The following is a 15,914-nucleotide window of genomic DNA, read 5'->3' as shown; positions in this document are numbered from 1 at the left end:
CTGGATGTCCCGCAAATGCTACAGGGCGGCGATCCTGGCCCGAGCCTCCTCCTCGCCGGCGTGCTTGGCCTCGGCCGCCGCGACGATCTCCTCCAGACGGTGTCGAGGGATGACGGTGACCCCGTCGTCGTCGCCCACGATCACGTCACCGGGGTTGACCACCACACGGCCCACGGAGACCGGCACCTGGAGCAGGCCGGGGCCGTTGCGGTAGGGGCCGGCCGGGGTGACGGCGCGCGCCCAGGTCGGGAAGCCGATGGCGCCGAGGTCGTCGGCGTCGCGGATGGCTCCGTCCACGACGAACCCGGCGAGCCCTCGGGCCTTGGCGCGTCTGCCCATGAGGTCGCCGAGCAGGGCCCTGTGCGTGACCGCCTGGCCGTCGATCACGAGGACGTCACCGGGTGCCGCGGTGTCGATCGCCTCGTGGATGAGCTTGTTGTCGCCCCCGGCGGTCATCACCGTGAAGGCCGGCCCCACCACCTTCGCGCCCTTCCAGACGGTCGAGATGGCGGCCTCGGCCACGTACAGGCGGTCGAGCACGTCACCGACGTTGGCCGCGGGTAGCGATCCCAGGCGGCGGTACAGGTCTTCGGGAAGGGGCGTGGTCTGTCCCGTCATGGGATTCCTTTCGAGGGTGCGAGCCGCCGAGTATGTTCAGCGACATGTCTAACATTTCACCTAGCGAAGTTCATTGTCAATGTATGAAAAATTGACAGCTCCTCACACACGAATCGTGACTCTTGGTGATGGTTCGAGGCGGGGCGCCCGCCCTGGATCGGGCCGCGCCCCGCCTCAGCGAGTGGGAGGACCGGCGGGTCAGGCCGCCGGGGTCTCCTGGTCGTCCTTCTGGAGGTAGGAGGCCAGGAACGCGATGACGCCGAAGGTGGACGCGAGGGTCACCGCGGGGACCAGCAGGTGGTCGGACGCCGCGCTGACGAGCCCGGGCAGCGACAGGAGGGTCCCCACCAGCTGCCCCAGCACCATGAGGATCGCGACGAGGAAGAACGCGGCGAACGTCGCGACGAAGAGGACCCGGAGGATGCTCAGCGCGAGGTGGCGCGGCGACTGTTTGCGTTCGGACATCGGGTGCCCCTTTCTGTTCGGGCGGATGGCCGTGCCACCCGCCTGGGACCGCGGTGGATCAGACGACGAAGATGGGCAGGATTCCCCAGCCCACGAGGCAGGCCAGGAGGATGATGGGCACGAGGTAGAACAGGATCAGCGGAACGAAGGTCTTCTCCGCCTTGACCTGCACGATCCCCGAGGCGATGAAGATCGGCGCGGAGGGCGGAGAGGACCCCTCGGTCGAGGCGGCCACCAGCGGCACGACCAGCGCGATCACCGGATCCACACCCACGGCAACGAGGCTGAGGAAGGACACCTGGCCCACGGCGGTGAGGGCGGCGGTCGATGTCAAGGGGATGGAGACGATCGCGATCAGGAGTACGGTCAACGCCACCATGAGGAAAGGCCCGGCGTTGAAGTAGCCCAGCACCTGCTCGACGTCCTCGGCCAGGCCGAGGTCCGCGAGCACACCGCTGGCGGCCATCGCGAAGATCAGCAGCGCGCCGATGGTGCCCAGGCGCGGCATCGCCGCGAGCACGAAGTCGTACCACTGGCGCGCGCTCCCCGGCAGCTCACGGCGGCCGACGATGGCGGCGATGAGGATGATCAGGATCGGGATCCAGGTGATGAGCGAGATGTCACCGAGCGCGTCCCCGAGGCGGTCCGGCGAGCCCAGGTACTCCGAGAGCGGACCGGTGGTCACCGCGATCGGGATGAGGGCCCCGAGGTAGATGAGGGTGGCGGGCCAGCCGGTGCGCCACACCCGACCGAACGGCAGACGGGCCTGATCCTCCGCGGACCGTACGCCGTCCACCCGGATGAAGGCGAACGCCACCACGAGGCGATGCAGAACCTGGTAGAGACCGGTGACCAGCAGGGCCAGGTAGATGTCCCCGGTCGAGACGGCCGCGCCCGCGAAGCCGAGCATGATCACCATGGACGAACTGGGCGGCAGGGCGGCGCCCATGCCCCCGTTGCCCGCGAGGATCGTGGCCGCGCGCGCCCTGCTGAAGCCGTTGCGCACCATCCAGGGCCCGGTGACCGAACCGGTGGAGGCGACGTTGCCCGAGTTGGAGCCCGACAGCGCCCCCATCACTCCGGACGCCACGATGTCCACGTAGGCGGGGCCGCCCCGTAGTCGCCCCAAGGCGGCGTTGAGGATGTCGAGGATCTTGTTGATGAGGCCGGTGCGCTCGATCATGTAGGCCATGAACACGAAGGCCAGCGCGGCGTAGATGACCTCGTTCGAGGTGGTGTTCACGAGACCGGAGACCATCGCTCCGAAGAAGTCCCCTCCCGCGAACAGGCAGGTGGCGATGAAGCCGAGGAACATGGCCTCGCCCATGTTCCTCTTGAAGACGGCGCTCCAGACGATGATGACCGCGATGAAGGCGGCCAAGGCCAAGAGTGCAGAGGGCATGGGAGGCTCCCGAGCTCGGTGATGTGGGGACGGCGTCGCGGATTACGCCGGCGATGGCGCGCACCGCTCGGAGGAATCGAACGGTCGGCCCGATGGGGAGGTCGTCCTCGCCCGCATGTCGACACTTTTCACCTGAATGAAACAACGTTTCAAACAGTGAAGTTTAAGTTCGCTGTGTGAAGTGTGTCCCAGGTTACGTCGAACGTCAACCGTTGGCCGGAAATCTCTTGACCTGCGATGAAGCGGTCACACCACGCACATGACCGAGGGCACGCTCCAGGCACGCGTGGCGCGCCCCACCGCGATTCGTTCGGCGAGCGGGGCACTTCGGGGCCCTGAGGCGGGGGTGGGAAACGGACCGTCCCGCCTCAGGGGACGGGGCCTGACCTCAGTCCGCCCCCCGTTCGGCGATGCTCTCGGCCAGGGCGAGTGTGCGCAGGGCGGCCGTCACCACCGGCGCGTCGATGAAGCGACCATCGGCCAGGGCGATCGCGCCGCCTCCGCGGGCCGACCCGACGGAGGCGCACTCGGCCGCCTCCGCGATCTGGCGGGCACGGGACACCTCCTCCTCGGAGGGGGTGAAGGCCCGCCGGATCACCGGCACCTGGCGGGGGTGGATCGCGGTCCGGCCGAAGAGTCCGATGTCTCGCCCACGCAGGCAGGAGCGGTACAGGCCCTCCGTGTCCCGGACTTCGATGTAGGCCGCCATGCCCGGTGCCGCCAGCCCGGCGGCGGCCGAGGCGACGACGATGCGGGTCCGCAGCCAGGAGAAGGCCTCGTCGCCCCTGAGCCCCAGCTCGGCGGTCAGGTCCGCCTCGCCCAGGGCCAACGAGCGCACGGCGGGGTGCGCCGCGATCTCCGAGACGTTCTCCACCCCCCGCGCGGACTCCAGGAGGCAGTCCACGGGCACGCCCTCACCGACGGCTTCGACGACGAGGTCGACGTCCTCCGCCGACTCGATCTTGGGCACCCGGACCCCGTCCGCTCCCCCCGCCGCCACGGCGGCGGCGTCGAGCGCGAACCACTCGCTGTGCGGCGCGTTGACCCGGACGTGCACCCGCGCCCCATCGCCGACCGGCTCCGCGCGGCGGGTCTCGAGGAAGTCCCGCACGTGGCGCCGGGCCGCGTCCTTGACCGGCGGCAGGACCGCGTCCTCCAGGTCCAGGATGACCGCGTCCGCTCCGGAGGCCATCGCCTTGGCGAAGCGCTCGGGCCGGTCGCCGGGCACGTAGAGCCACGTGACCAGGGGCGTCTGCACGGCGCTCATCAGATGACCCCCGCTTCGCGCAGCCCGGTCCGGGCCTCCTCGGAGTAGCCGAGCTCCGCCAGCACCTCGTCGGTGTGACGGCCCTTGGGCGGACCCACCCACCGGATCTCGCCGGGGCTCTCGGACATACGGAAGGGCACGTTCTGGACGGCCACGCTCCCGAGCTCGTCGTCCGGGACGTGCACGATCGTCTCCAGGGCCCGGTACTGCGGATCGGTGGCGATGTCGGACGCGTCGTAGATCGGCGCGATGGCCGCCTGCGCCCGGTCGAACTCCTCGATCACCTCGTCCGCGTCGCGCGCGGCGATCCAGGCGCCCACGGCCTCGTCGAGTTCGTCGGCGTGCTCGTAGCGGGTGCGGCCGGACGCGAACCAGGGTTCGTCCACCAGGTCCTCGCGACCCACCAGGCGCATCACGCGCTCCGCGATGGACTGGGCGCTGGTCGAGATCGCCAGCCAGCGGCCGTCCCGGGTTCGGTAGGTGTTGCGGGGCGCGTTGCTGGTGGACCGGTTGCCGGTCCGCTCCGGGATCGCCCCGGTCGCATGGTAGGCGGTGAGCTGGGGGCCGAGGACCGTGAGGATCGGCTCGATGATGGCCAGGTCGATCACCTGGCCTCTACCGGTCTCCTCACGGTGGTGCACGGCGACCATGACGGCGTAGGCCACGGCCAGCGCCGCGATCCCATCGGCCAGGGCCAGGGGTGGGAGTGTGGGCGGACCGTCCGGCTGCCCGGTCATGGAGGCGAAGCCGCTCATGGCCTCGGCGAGGGTGCCGAAGCCCGGGCGGTGGGCCATCGGCCCCTTCTGTCCGAACCCGGTGACGCGGGCGATGATGAGCCGGGGGTTGCGTTCGAGAAGCGTCTCGGGGGAGAGGTTCCAGCGTTCGAGGGTGCCGGGGCGGAAGTTCTCGATGAGGACGTCGGCCTCGTCCAGCAGACGGAGCGCGACCTCCTGCCCCTCGGGCCGGGAGAGGTCGAGCGTGGTCGTGCGCTTGTTGCGGGCCAGCATCTTCCACCAGAGCCCGACCCCGTTCTTGGTGGGCCCGTGCCCCCGGGCGGGGTCGCCGCGACGGGGGTGCTCGACCTTCACGACCTCGGCCCCGAAGTCACCCAGGTAGGTGGCGGCCATCGGACCCGCGAAGAGCGTGGCAGCGTCGACGACCTTCAGGTTGCTCAGTGATCTCATATCAAACAACCTATAAGATATATAAACAGGCGCAAGGGGGTCGCCTCCGACGAACCACCCGGGACCCCGGCGGAGTGGGGGCGCCGGGCCTCTAAGCTTGGTTCCATGAACATCGTGTCGACAGGGAGGTCCTCTTTTGTCCGCCTCTGGTAGCGGGGAGACGGCGGGGCTCCCGCGCACCGGGCGCCCCCCGACGAGCAAGGCCGAGTACGTCCACGAGACGCTGCGACACGAGATCGTGAACGGGGTCCATCCCCCCGGCGCCTCCGTCAACCAGGACGAGGTCGCCACCCGTCTCGGGGTCTCCATCACCCCCGTGCGCGAGGCGCTGCGCCGCCTGGAGAGTGACGGCCTGGTGACCTACCGCGCGCACCATGGCGCCACCGTCTCCGCGCTCGGCGTCGAGGCGGCCGAGGAACTCCGACAGCTGCGCGCGGCGGTCGAGGGTCTGAGCGCGCGCCTGGCGGCCCAACGGATCACCGACGCCCAGCTGGCCGAGCTCACGGAGGTGCACGACCGCATGGTCTCCGGACGCGAATCGGCCGACTCACAGGATCTGGCCCGGGACAGTCACCTGTTCCACCAGATGGTCGCCGATGTGGGAGGCCCCGCCTTCCTGGGTGGACATGTCCGTTCCCTACGGCGCAACAACCCCATCCTGGAGACCGTCTCGCGCTGGAAGGATCCGGCCAGGGCCACCCTGTACCTGAACGCGCACGGGCGGATGTTGGAGGCCTTCGCTCAGAGGGACGGGGCCGAGGCCGAGCGCCTGATGGCCGAGCACATCCTGGCCTCCCCCGGGGGGAACGGCTCCGATTAGGGCCTCCCCAGGACCACGCCGCCGGTCGGACGGCACCCGAACGGAGGGCGCTCCGGGCCCGGGCCCGGAGCGCCCTCCTCGATCATCCGCCCTCGGTGAACCGCAGCCGGTACAGCGCGGACACGGAGGTCGCGATCGCCCTGCACTGGGTGAAGTGCGGCTGGGCGTCCGGGTGCTCGATCGCCTTGGTGAAGTGCTCCTCGCTCTCCCACTGCGCGTAGTTGCACACCTTGGTGCCGTCGAGGCCGACGTGCACGTTGGCCGAGACGAAGCCGGGGAAGTGGCGCATGACGTCCTCCGTCGCCTCGTGCAGGAGTTCCACCAGCCTCTCCTGGTCACGGGGTTCGACCGTGAACGTGTTGATGAGCGCGACGAGATCGCGATCGGTATCGATGACGGCCATGGCGGGCTCCTTGTGTCGTCTTCACCGTGACCCGCGATCTCCACGCGTGATCCGAGCATGTTCGAACACGTTCCGTGACGACCGGGAAGCCGTCCGGGGCCGCCAAGGGGGTGCGCCGAGCTCCGCCCAGGGGTCGTGACGCCGGTCGCGGGGGTCGAGGGCGGGCCCGGTCAGGATACGACGTCGCAGGTCGGGCGGCACGCAGCGTGCCTGGGCGAGTCGATCCCGGCCGCGGTACCGGTGAGGCGAGAGGGGGAGCCTCCCCCACCCCCGGAGGAATGTGACCGGAAGCACATCGGCACCGGAAAGCCCGTACCCACCGGCCCGGCGCTCTCTCCGGCACTCCTGTGAACTTCTGTGCCCCGCACCCCTGGTGTTGTCGTTTCCTATCATGTAAACGTTTACACGCACCGTTCTCGACGGTGCCGCCCTGGAACGCACGAAGGAGGTGGGGGACGCGATGGTGGGTATCAAGGACGTCGCCGAGGCCGCGGGACTGTCCGTGGCCACGGTGTCCCGGGCGCTCAACGGGAACCCGTCCGTCAGCGACGCGGCCCGTGAGCGGGTCCTCGCCGCCGCCGACGCCCTCGGCTACCGCCCCAACGTCGTGGCGCGTTCACTGCGCACCCACCGGACCGGCACGATCGGCCTGGTCATCAGCGACGTCCTCAACCCCTACTTCACCGAGTTGGCCAGGTCCGTGGAGGAGGAGGCCCGGGCGCTGGGCTACAGCGTCATCATCGGCAACGCCGACGAGCGGGCCGACCTGGAGGACCACCACGTCCGCAACCTGCTGGAGCGCCGGATCGACGGTCTTCTCGTCTCCCCCGCCGACGGCCACTCCCCCAGGACCCTGGAGGCGGCCTCGGGCCCCACCCCGGTGGTCTTCGTCGACCGTTGGATCCCCGGGGTCGACGTCCCCGTGGTGCGTTCCGACGGGCGCGGCGCGATCCGGGACCTGGTCGACCACCTGTGCTCGCTCGGTCATCGCAGGCTCGCCATCATCACCGGTCCGACCGCCACGACCACCGGACGCGAGCGGGTGGACGCCTTCCGCGAGACCCTGGCCGCGCACGGGATCCCCCTGCCGGAGTCCTACATCGGCCGCGGCGACTTCCAGGTCGAAAGCGGTCGGCTGGCCACGGAACGCTTCCTGGACCTGCCCGAACGCCCCGACGTCGTCTTCGCCACCGACAACCTCATGGCGTTGGGCGCCCTCGACGCGATCGGGGAGCGCGGCCTGCGCGTGCCCCACGACATCGGTCTGGCCGCCTTCGACGACATCCCGTGGTTCTCGCACACCGATCCGCCGATCACGACGATCTCCCAGCCCACGGCGGAGCTGGGACGGGTGGCCGTACGGGCGTTGGCCGACCTCGTCGAGGGCGGGGCCGCCTCCTCCACGGTCCTGCCCGCCCATCTCGTCGTACGCCGCTCCTGCGGCGAGCCCGATCCCCGAACCCCGAGCGGAGGAGCCGCACGTGAGTAGTCCGGACGAACTGCTGCGCATCGAGGGGGTGCGCAAGGCCTTTCCCGGGGTGGTCGCCCTCGACGAGGTCGACTTCGACCTCCGTCGCGGCGAGGTGCACGTCCTCCTGGGCGAGAACGGGGCCGGCAAGAGCACCCTCATCAAGGTGCTCTCCGGTGCCCATCGCCCCGACCGGGGGCGTGTACTGGTCAGGGGCGAGGAGGTGGTCATCCGTGACGCCCAGGACGCCGCGCGGCTGGGCATCGCCACCATCTACCAGGAGTTCAACCTGGTCCCCGACGTGACGGTGGCCGAGAACATCTTCCTGGGACGTCAGCCTCGACGTTTCGGGCTCATCGACCATCGCCGCATGGAGGCCGAGGCGGCCCTGCTGTTGGACCGGGTGGGCGTGGACGTGTCCCCGCGCGCCAAGGTCCGCGGTCTCGGTATCGCCCAACTCCAGATGGTGGAGATCGCCAAGGCGCTCAGTCTGGACGCCGGGATCCTCATCATGGACGAGCCCACGGCCGTGCTGACCACCGAGGAGGTCGAGCGGCTCTTCGCGATCGCCCGAAGGCTGCGCGACGAGGGCGTGGGCATCGTCTTCATCACCCACCACCTGGAGGAGATCGCCGCGCTCGGCGACCGTGTGACGGTACTGCGCGACGGCCGTTCGATCGACCGGGTGGCGGCGTCCACGCCCCAGGACGAGCTGGTGCGCCTCATGGTGGGTCGCGACATCGAGGAGCAGTACCCGCGTGAGCGCCCCGAGGCGGGCGAGCCGCTGCTGAGCGTGCGGGGTCTGACCCGGGCCGGTCGTTTTCACGACATCGACCTGGACGTACGGGCCGGCGAGGTCGTCGGACTGGCCGGTCTGGTCGGCGCCGGACGCACCGAGGTGGCCCGCGCCGTCTTCGGCGCCGACCCCTACGACTCGGGAACGGTCGAGGTCCTGGGCCGACGGATCCCCGGCGGCGACGTGAACGCGGCCATGGGCGCGGGTCTGGGGCTGGTGCCCGAGGACCGCAAGGGCCAGGGCCTGGTGTTGGACGCCTCGGTAGAGGAGAACCTGGGCCTGGTCACCCTCGGCCCGACCAGCCGGGTCGGGTTCGTGGACCTGGCCGGGCAGCGGGCCTCGGCCCGGCGGATCGCCGGCGAACTCGGTGTCCGTATGTCCGGCATCGACCAGCACGTGCGCACGCTCTCGGGCGGCAACCAGCAGAAGGTCGTCATCGGCAAGTGGCTGCTCGCCGACTCCAAGGTGCTGATCCTCGACGAGCCGACCCGGGGCGTCGACGCCGGCGCCAAGGTCGAGATCTACCGTCTCGTCAACGAACTGACCGCCTCCGGTCACGCGGTCCTGATGATCTCCAGCGACCTCCCCGAGGTCCTGGGGATGAGCGACCGGATCCTCGTCATGGCCCAGGGCCGCGTCACCGGTGAGCTCTCCGCAGAGGAGGCCACACAGGACGCCGTGATGTCCCTGGCCGTCGCCACCGACCCCGAAGAGAACGTAGTGGAGGGCCGGAATGGCCACTGACACAGCAAAGAGCGGCGGCGCCCGGTCCGTCGTCGGCCGTTTCCTGTTGGAGAACGGGGCCCTGACCGCGCTGGCCGTCCTGGTCGTGGTCATGTCGCTGCTCTCCGGCGACTTCCTGACCGCGCAGAACCTTCTGAACGTCGGTGTCCAGGCGGCCGTCATCGCGGTCCTGGCCTTCGGCGTCACCTTCGTCATCATCTCCGGCGGGATCGACCTGTCGGTGGGGTCGGTGGCGGCGTTGTCGGCGACGGCGCTGGCCTTCCTCGCCGCGATCGACGGGGTGCCGATCTGGCTGGCCGTGGTGTTGGCCGCCGCCACGGGTACCGCCTGCGGTCTGGTCAACGGGGCCCTGATCGCCTACGGCAAGCTTCCGCCGTTCATCGCCACTCTGGCGATGCTCTCCATCGGACGCGGGCTCTCCCTGGTGATCTCCGAGGGCAGCCCGATCGCGCTGCCGGACCCGGTGGCCCGTCTGGGCGACTCCCTCGGCGGGTGGTTCCCCGTCCCCGTGCTGATCATGCTCTTGATGGGTCTGGTCACCGCCGTGATCCTGCGCCGGACCTTCACCGGGCGCGCGATGTACGCGATCGGCGGCAACGAGGAGGCGGCCCGCCTGTCCGGGATCCGGGTCGAGCGGCAGAAGCTGGGCATCTACGCGCTCTCGGGTCTGTTCGCGGCCGTCGCCGGTGTCATCCTGGCGGCCCGTCTGGCCTCGGCCCAGCCGCAGGCGGCCCAGGGTTACGAGCTCGACGCGATCGCCGCCGTCGTCATCGGCGGCGCCAGCCTCGCCGGGGGTGTGGGCACCGCCCTGGGCACCCTGATCGGCGCGCTGATCCTCGCGGTGCTGCGCAACGGCCTCAACCTGCTCTCGGTCTCGGCGTTCTGGCAGCAGGTCGTGATCGGTGTGGTCATCGCGCTCGCCGTCCTGTTCGACACGCTGCGCCGCCGTTCCGGTGGCGCGGGCGGTGGTCCGGGCGCGGGCGGTCCGGGTGTCGGCGGTGGTCGACGCGGGGTCCGTCTCGCGCTCGCGGCCGCGGTCACCGCGCTGGTCGTGGGGGCGCTGTCCTTCCTGGTCCCGAACTCCTCCTCCGACGGTCCCCGGGTGGGGATGTCGCTGTCGACGCTCAACAACCCGTTCTTCCTCCAGATGCGCGACGGCGCGCAGGAGGAGGCGGACGAGGCCGGGGTGAACCTGATCGTCACCGACGCCCAGGACGACGCCTCGCAGCAGGCCGACCAGATCCAGAACTTCATCAGCACCGGTGTCGACGCCATGGTGCTCAACCCGGTGGACTCCGACGCCTCCGGCCCCCCGGTGCGCGGCGCCAACAACGCCGACATCCCGGTGATCGCCGCCGACCGCGGTGTCGAGGGCGCCGAGGTGGAGACCCTGGTCGCCTCCGACAACGTCGAGGGCGGTCGTGAGGCGGCCCGGGTGATGGCCGACGCGCTCGGTGAGGAGGGTCGGATCGTGGTGCTCCAGGGCACCCCCGGCACCTCCGCCAGCCGTGAGCGCGGGTCCGGTTTCGCCGAGGGGATCGCCGAGTTCCCCGACATCGAGGTCGTCTCGCAGCAGCCCGCGGACTTCGATCGTTCGCGCGGTCTGGACGTGATGACCAACATGTTGCAGAGCAACGGCGACGTGGACGGTGTCTTCGCGGAGAACGACGAGATGGCCCTGGGCGCGGCCGCGGCGCTCTCCTCCGCGGGGAAGGAGGCCGTGGTGATCGGCTTCGACGGCACCCCCGAGGGAGTCGACGCGGTCGGTGAGGGCGTCCTCTACGCCACCATCGCCCAGCGGCCGGCCGAGCTGGGTCGGGCCGCCGTGCGCAACGCGATCGCCGTGATCGAGGGTGAGCGGATCGAGGAGACCGTGAAGGTGCCGGTGGAGGTCGTCACCGAGGAGAACGTCGACGACTTCTCCTGACGTCGTCTCCCGTCGCGGGCCCCGCCCACCAGGGCGGGGCCCGCGGTGTGTCCAGGGTGTGGACACACCGTTGTCAGGCCGTCGCACCCTGATTAGCATGACCCGGGCCACACCCGGACCGGTCCCCTCCCTCGCCCCGGGGTCCGGTGAGAACGTTCGGAGCCCCCGTGAGACCACGCGCCCTCGTCGTCCCCCTGTTGTCGGTGTCCCTCCTCGCGGGTTGCGCCTCCCCGAACGCGGAACCCTCCGGGGAGGCCGCCGACGAGAGCCGTCTGGACCGGGTCCTGGACACGGGCGTGATCCGGGTGTGCACGACCGGCGACTACCGTCCCTTCACCTATCTCGACCCGGAGACCGACGAGTTCGTCGGCATCGACGTGGACATGGCGCGCGATCTGGCCGACGACCTGGGTGTGGAGGTCGAGTGGGTCCAGACGAGCTGGGACGACCTGATGGAGGACTTCCTCGCCGACTGCGACATCGCGGTGGGCGGCATCTCGATCAGTACCGACCGCTCCCGTCAGGTGTACTTCTCCGCGCCGGTGATGGAGGACGGCAAGACCCCCATCACCCTGTGCGAGAACGTCGACGACTATCGGACGATCGAGCAGATCAACCGGCCCGGGGTCCGTTCGATCATGCCCAGCGGCGGCACCAACGAGATCTTCGCCGAGGAGCACTACCCGGAGGGCACGCTCATCCGGCACGACAACAACACCGTCTTCGACGAGATCGTGGCGGGCAACGCCGACGTCATGACCACCGACGCCTCCGAGACGCTCTGGGTGGCCAACGAGTACGAGGAGCTGTGCGCCGTCCATCCGGAGGAGCCCTTCGACTACTTCGAGAAGGCGTTCATGCTGCCCCGAGGCGACGAGGTGATGAAGCACTACGTCGACCAGTGGTTGAACATCGCCCTCCACGACGGGACCTGGGACGAGGCGGTCGAGCCCTGGTTCGGCCCCGACGTGGAGCTGTGAGCCGGGCGCCTCTCACAGATGGGTGAGGGGCGCCTCGTTTTCGACCCAGCGCCAATCGACGGGCTTCCACTCCTTCTTGAGCCGGTTGCGTCGACGGTTGTGGTCGGCCAGGGCCTCGGCGACGACGGGGCCGAGGTCGGCGAGGTCGTCCGGGATCTCGATGTCGAGCATGAGGCCGTGCTCGGGCCGGATCAGGATCAGGGTGCCGTCGGGGGCGCAGGCCATCGGCTTCAGGTGCCGCAGCCCCTTGTAGGCCTTCTCGGTCGTGGGCAGCCTGGCGAGCAGCCGACCGTCGGCGTCCCACATGTACAGGCCGGAATGGTTGACGTGATAGGCGCGGCCTCGGGCCGGGTCGGTGACGACGGCGTAGTGCTCGCCCGGGATCGGGGAGGAGTCTCCCCGCCCCGGGCTCTCCAGTTCGCCGATCAGGGTGCCTCGGTCGTCGATCAGGGCGTAGCTGTAGGAGCTCCACCGGTCGGGTCGGGGGCTCTCGAAGAGGGGGATGACGAAGCGGTCCTCGGCGAGGACCCGATAGGCCTCGTAGTGGAAATCGGCGCGGCGGGGCGACAGAGACCAGACGCCGCCGCAGCCCCGGTCCCGGACCTCGGTCAGGAGGCTCGGGGTGGGGCGGTTGCCCGGTCCGGCCGGTGCCCCGTCGTGGATCGTGTGGGGGAGGCGCGGTGATCCCTCGTCCGCGACCCATTTCCCGGTGAACGGGCCGTCCCCCGGGACGACCAACGCCTTGATGATCCTTACGGTCGGCCGTTCCTCGGCGGTGAGGGGGTCTTCGGCCAACCCGATCAGGTTGGGTCGCGTCCCCATCCCGCCGGCCTCCCGTTCCGGGACCACGCACAGGAGCCGCCCGGCAGGGGTGGTGCGGATCAGCGTGGCGAAGCCGCCCCTCAGGTGTTCGGAGACGTCCCATTCGTCCCAGGAGGTGGACCGGTCCCCTCCCCAGGAGCCGATCGTCCCCCGCAGCTCGGCGTCGACCAGGAAGACCTCCCCTTGAGCGGCGGTCAAGGCCAGGGAGCCGTCGGGCAGGACGCACAGATCGTCGATGGTCGTCGGTAGCCCGCCCAACGTCTCCCGCTCTCCCACCCCTCGGGACAGGTGGAGGCCGAGTCTGCCGGCGAGCCCTCCGTCGGGGCGGAACCGGGAGATCAGGTGGGCGCACATCCCCTCCTTCCTGCCGGCGGAGATCTGGCGGATCCGGGTCAGCAGGTACCGGTCGCCCTTCGGGGAGACGTCCATGCACACGTGTTCGACGCCGGAGTAGGCGCCCGGACCGTCCATGTCGGACAGCAGGAGGGAGCCGGGCAGGGTGAGGGGAAGAGTGCGTGCCATGCCCACACTCTGCCCGCACGGTACGACAACGGCGCCTCGTGCCAGGTCGGAGCCGCTCCCAGGGGGCCGACCCCGCGACCGTCGGACCGGGTCGGCCGGCCCCGCGGATCCCCCTGCCGCACGCGCTTCCGGCGGCCCGCAAGGCCGTACCCAGGGGCTCTACGGTGAGCGCGCATTGGATTTCGGCGATTTTGTATGGAAACATCCCATAGTTGTCGTGCTCTCCTGAACGGTCGCCCAATTCCCTCCGAATGGGAACGCGCCCTCAGAGCGAGAGCACCGACCCGTCCTGTCCCCTACAGATCGAAAACTAAGTGCAGTCATTTTCTGAAGAATCCACCCTCACGCAGTTGGGCACGCCCGGCGTGCTCGCCCTTCTTCTCCTCTTCTACGGCGGCACCATGTGGATGTCCGTCGCGATTTCCAAGCGCAAGGAGAGCGCCGACGGCTACATGACCGCCGGCAACCGGATCGGCTTCGGTATCTCCGCCGCCTCCATGACCGCCACCTGGATCTGGGCGTCCTCGATGTACGCCTCGGCCACCGCGGGCTACACCTACGGTGTGGCCGGGCCCATCCACTACGGGCTCTGGGGCGCGCTGATGATCCTCTTCATCTACCCCTTCGGTAAACGGATCCGCGCCGTCGCGCCCAAGGCGCACACGCTGGCCGAGGTCATGTACGCCCGTCACGGTCGTTCCTCGCAGCTCATGCTCGCCGGATCCAACGTCCTCGGCTCCGTCATCTCCCTGACGTCGAACTTCATCGCGGGCGGGGCGATCATCGCGATGCTCTCCCCGCTGAGCTTCGGCGCGGGCATCGCCATCGTCGCCGGAGGCGTGCTGCTCTACACCCTCTGGTCCGGCTTCCGCGCCTCCGTGCTGACCGACTTCGTGCAGGTCGTGGCGATGCTCGGCGCCGCCGCGATCGTCATCCCGGTCATCTTCTTCGCCGCCGGCGGCTCCGAGATGTTCGAGGCCGGCCGCGCCATGGGCAACGTCACCCCGCAGCAGGAGAGCTTCTTCTCCTCGGACGCGTTCATGAACCAGGGCGCGCCCTACATCGCCGCGGTGCTGGCCTACGCGATCGGCAACCAGACCATCGCCCAGCGGCTCTTCGCGGTGCGCGAGGACCTGATCAAGCCCACCTTCGTCACCGCGACCGTGGGCTACGGCGCCACCGTGATCGGCGCGGGCATGGTCGGCGTCATGGCCCTCTACCTGGGCGTGCAGCCGCTCGACGGAGACGTGAACAACCTGCTCCCGCAGATGGCCGCCGAATACCTGCCGCTGCTCCTGCTGGGGCTGGCCTTCCTCATGATCATCGGCTCCCTGTCCTCCACCGCGGACTCCGACCTCGCGGCGCTGAGCTCGATCGTCATGGCCGACGTCTACGGCCAGTCCGTGGGTCGCGAGAAGGCGAACCCGAGGACGATGCTGCTGATCGGCCGCGCCACCATGGTCGTCGCGACGGGCGTCGCCCTGTACTTCGCGACGGCGAGGTTCAACATCCTCGACCTGCTCGTGTTCGTGGGCGCGCTGTGGGGCTGCCTCGTCTTCCCCGTCATCGCCTCCTTCTACTGGAAGAAGGTCACCAACCTCGCCTTCACCGTCTCGGTGCTCGCCGCGCTCGCGATGTTCCTGCCGGTGCGGTTCGAGTTCATCGCGCTCACCGGGGTCTGGGCCGTCCTCGTCGAGGCCCTGGCGATCGTGGGCGTGGGCGTGGTGCTGGGCATCATGGCCTTCGGTTTCTTCGGCCGTAAGGCGGCGGTCTGGGTGGGCGTGGTCGCGACCGTGGCGACCCTGCCGTTCGGTTTCGACTTCCTCCGCGACTACGCGGTGCTCTCCGGCTCCCTGGTCGCCTACGCGGTCTCGTTCCTCGTCTGCTGGGCGCTGTCGGTGCGCTCCAAGGCGGACTTCGACTTCGAGACCATCAAGCGGGTCACCGGGGACTTCGACGACGGTGGCCTCGACCCGCGAACGCAGGCCAACGAGAACACGGACGAGCCCGCGCCCACCACCACGAAGAACGAAGGGAACTGATCATGTCGGCGACCATTCTCACCGCCTACGTCCTCATCTGGCCGGTCCTCGTGGCCGGCGTCCTCGTGGCGATCGTCCGCGGGTTCGCCAAGGACGTGAAGGAGGCCCGCAAGGAGGGCCGTCCGCTCATCTGATCCCGTGCCCGGCCCCGACGGGGCGACGTACGCGGGATCGTCCGTCCCGGACCGGGACGGTCGGCCGGGGGCCGCTCGCGGTCACCCCCTCCCCCGGCTCCACCGCCCGTCACGATCGGCTTGTCGCCGAAGTCGACGACGAATACCCCGAGAAAGCGCGTGGTTCCCCGGAACATTCGCATAATCACCCTCGGTGATCGAAGTGGTCCGTTCTCCGCTTTCTCCGCACGGATTTCCGCCACGATCGAACGCCGGACGGCGCGCGAAATAGGAGCCGCCGTCCGGAACCGCGAACGTATCCGCCCGTGGATATTCGAGGA

The 15,914-nt window shown here is 69.7% G+C and carries 14 protein-coding genes; 7 read left to right on the top strand and 7 right to left on the bottom strand.

Annotated elements, in window-relative coordinates:
- Positions 1–18 precede the first annotated feature (18 nt).
- From TR33_RS14350 to TR33_RS14330, 5 genes are all read right to left on the bottom strand, one after another.
- Positions 19–618 (bottom strand): RraA family protein, encoded by a 600-nt coding sequence (locus TR33_RS14350; protein ID WP_014908729.1) that lies wholly within the window; start codon positions 616–618, stop codon positions 19–21.
- A 198-nt stretch (positions 619–816) separates the two neighbouring features.
- On the bottom strand, positions 817–1,083 hold the full coding sequence (locus TR33_RS14345) for a membrane protein (protein WP_017535022.1): 267 nt from the start codon (positions 1,081–1,083) through the stop codon (positions 817–819).
- A gap of 58 nt (positions 1,084–1,141) precedes the next feature.
- Positions 1,142–2,485 carry a TRAP transporter large permease subunit gene (locus tag TR33_RS14340; RefSeq protein WP_017535021.1) on the bottom strand — a complete coding sequence of 448 codons (1,344 nt, stop codon included), beginning with the start codon at positions 2,483–2,485 and terminating at the stop codon, positions 1,142–1,144.
- Between the two features lie 388 nt (positions 2,486–2,873).
- Positions 2,874–3,752: an HpcH/HpaI aldolase/citrate lyase family protein gene (locus TR33_RS14335; protein WP_017535020.1), complete on the bottom strand. Its 879-nt coding sequence runs from the start codon at positions 3,750–3,752 to the stop codon at positions 2,874–2,876.
- Positions 3,752–4,936, bottom strand: a complete 1,185-nt coding sequence (locus tag TR33_RS14330) for a CaiB/BaiF CoA transferase family protein (protein ID WP_017535019.1) — start codon at positions 4,934–4,936, stop codon at positions 3,752–3,754. Before TR33_RS14330 ends, TR33_RS14335 begins: the two co-directional genes overlap by 1 nt.
- A gap of 136 nt (positions 4,937–5,072) precedes the next feature.
- Here TR33_RS14330 and TR33_RS14325 point away from each other — a divergent pair, with 136 nt between their 5' ends.
- Complete coding sequence (locus TR33_RS14325; protein ID WP_017535018.1) at positions 5,073–5,756, top strand: GntR family transcriptional regulator; 684 nt, start codon at positions 5,073–5,075, stop codon at positions 5,754–5,756.
- An 82-nt stretch (positions 5,757–5,838) separates the two neighbouring features.
- Here the strand turns inward: TR33_RS14325 and TR33_RS14320 are convergent, their stop codons facing one another.
- Positions 5,839–6,159: an antibiotic biosynthesis monooxygenase family protein gene (locus tag TR33_RS14320; protein ID WP_014908423.1), complete on the bottom strand. Its 321-nt coding sequence runs from the start codon at positions 6,157–6,159 to the stop codon at positions 5,839–5,841.
- Positions 6,160–6,619: 460 nt separating this feature from the next.
- Here TR33_RS14320 and TR33_RS14315 point away from each other — a divergent pair, with 460 nt between their 5' ends.
- The 4 genes from TR33_RS14315 to TR33_RS14300 all read left to right on the top strand — a co-directional run bounded on the left by TR33_RS14315 (position 6,620) and on the right by TR33_RS14300 (position 12,074).
- Complete coding sequence (locus tag TR33_RS14315) at positions 6,620–7,648, top strand: LacI family DNA-binding transcriptional regulator (protein ID WP_014912817.1); 1,029 nt, start codon at positions 6,620–6,622, stop codon at positions 7,646–7,648.
- Positions 7,641–9,167 carry a sugar ABC transporter ATP-binding protein gene (locus TR33_RS14310; protein WP_017535017.1) on the top strand — a complete coding sequence of 509 codons (1,527 nt, stop codon included), beginning with the start codon at positions 7,641–7,643 and terminating at the stop codon, positions 9,165–9,167. Before TR33_RS14315 ends, TR33_RS14310 begins: the two co-directional genes overlap by 8 nt.
- Complete coding sequence (locus tag TR33_RS14305; protein ID WP_017535016.1) at positions 9,157–11,094, top strand: ABC transporter permease/substrate-binding protein; 1,938 nt, start codon at positions 9,157–9,159, stop codon at positions 11,092–11,094. The genes TR33_RS14310 and TR33_RS14305 overlap by 11 nt, the downstream gene beginning before the upstream one ends.
- A gap of 167 nt (positions 11,095–11,261) precedes the next feature.
- Positions 11,262–12,074 (top strand): transporter substrate-binding domain-containing protein, encoded by an 813-nt coding sequence (locus TR33_RS14300; RefSeq protein ID WP_017535015.1) that lies wholly within the window; start codon positions 11,262–11,264, stop codon positions 12,072–12,074.
- A gap of 12 nt (positions 12,075–12,086) precedes the next feature.
- On the opposite strand, the gene TR33_RS14295 is transcribed toward TR33_RS14300, so the two are convergent.
- On the bottom strand, positions 12,087–13,418 hold the full coding sequence (locus tag TR33_RS14295) for a hypothetical protein (protein WP_017535014.1): 1,332 nt from the start codon (positions 13,416–13,418) through the stop codon (positions 12,087–12,089).
- Positions 13,419–13,768: 350 nt separating this feature from the next.
- Here TR33_RS14295 and TR33_RS14290 point away from each other — a divergent pair, with 350 nt between their 5' ends.
- Complete coding sequence (locus tag TR33_RS14290; protein ID WP_234305846.1) at positions 13,769–15,460, top strand: sodium:solute symporter family protein; 1,692 nt, start codon at positions 13,769–13,771, stop codon at positions 15,458–15,460.
- A gap of 2 nt (positions 15,461–15,462) precedes the next feature.
- Positions 15,463–15,594: a putative transporter small subunit gene (locus TR33_RS27260; RefSeq protein ID WP_014909044.1), complete on the top strand. Its 132-nt coding sequence runs from the start codon at positions 15,463–15,465 to the stop codon at positions 15,592–15,594.
- Positions 15,595–15,914 lie beyond the last annotated feature (320 nt).

This window comes from Nocardiopsis alba (assembly GCF_000710955.1).
Lineage (GTDB): Bacteria > Actinomycetota > Actinomycetes > Streptosporangiales > Streptosporangiaceae > Nocardiopsis > Nocardiopsis alba.
Note: the sequence above shows the minus strand (reverse complement) of the source record. Positions and strands in the feature narration are given on the sequence as shown.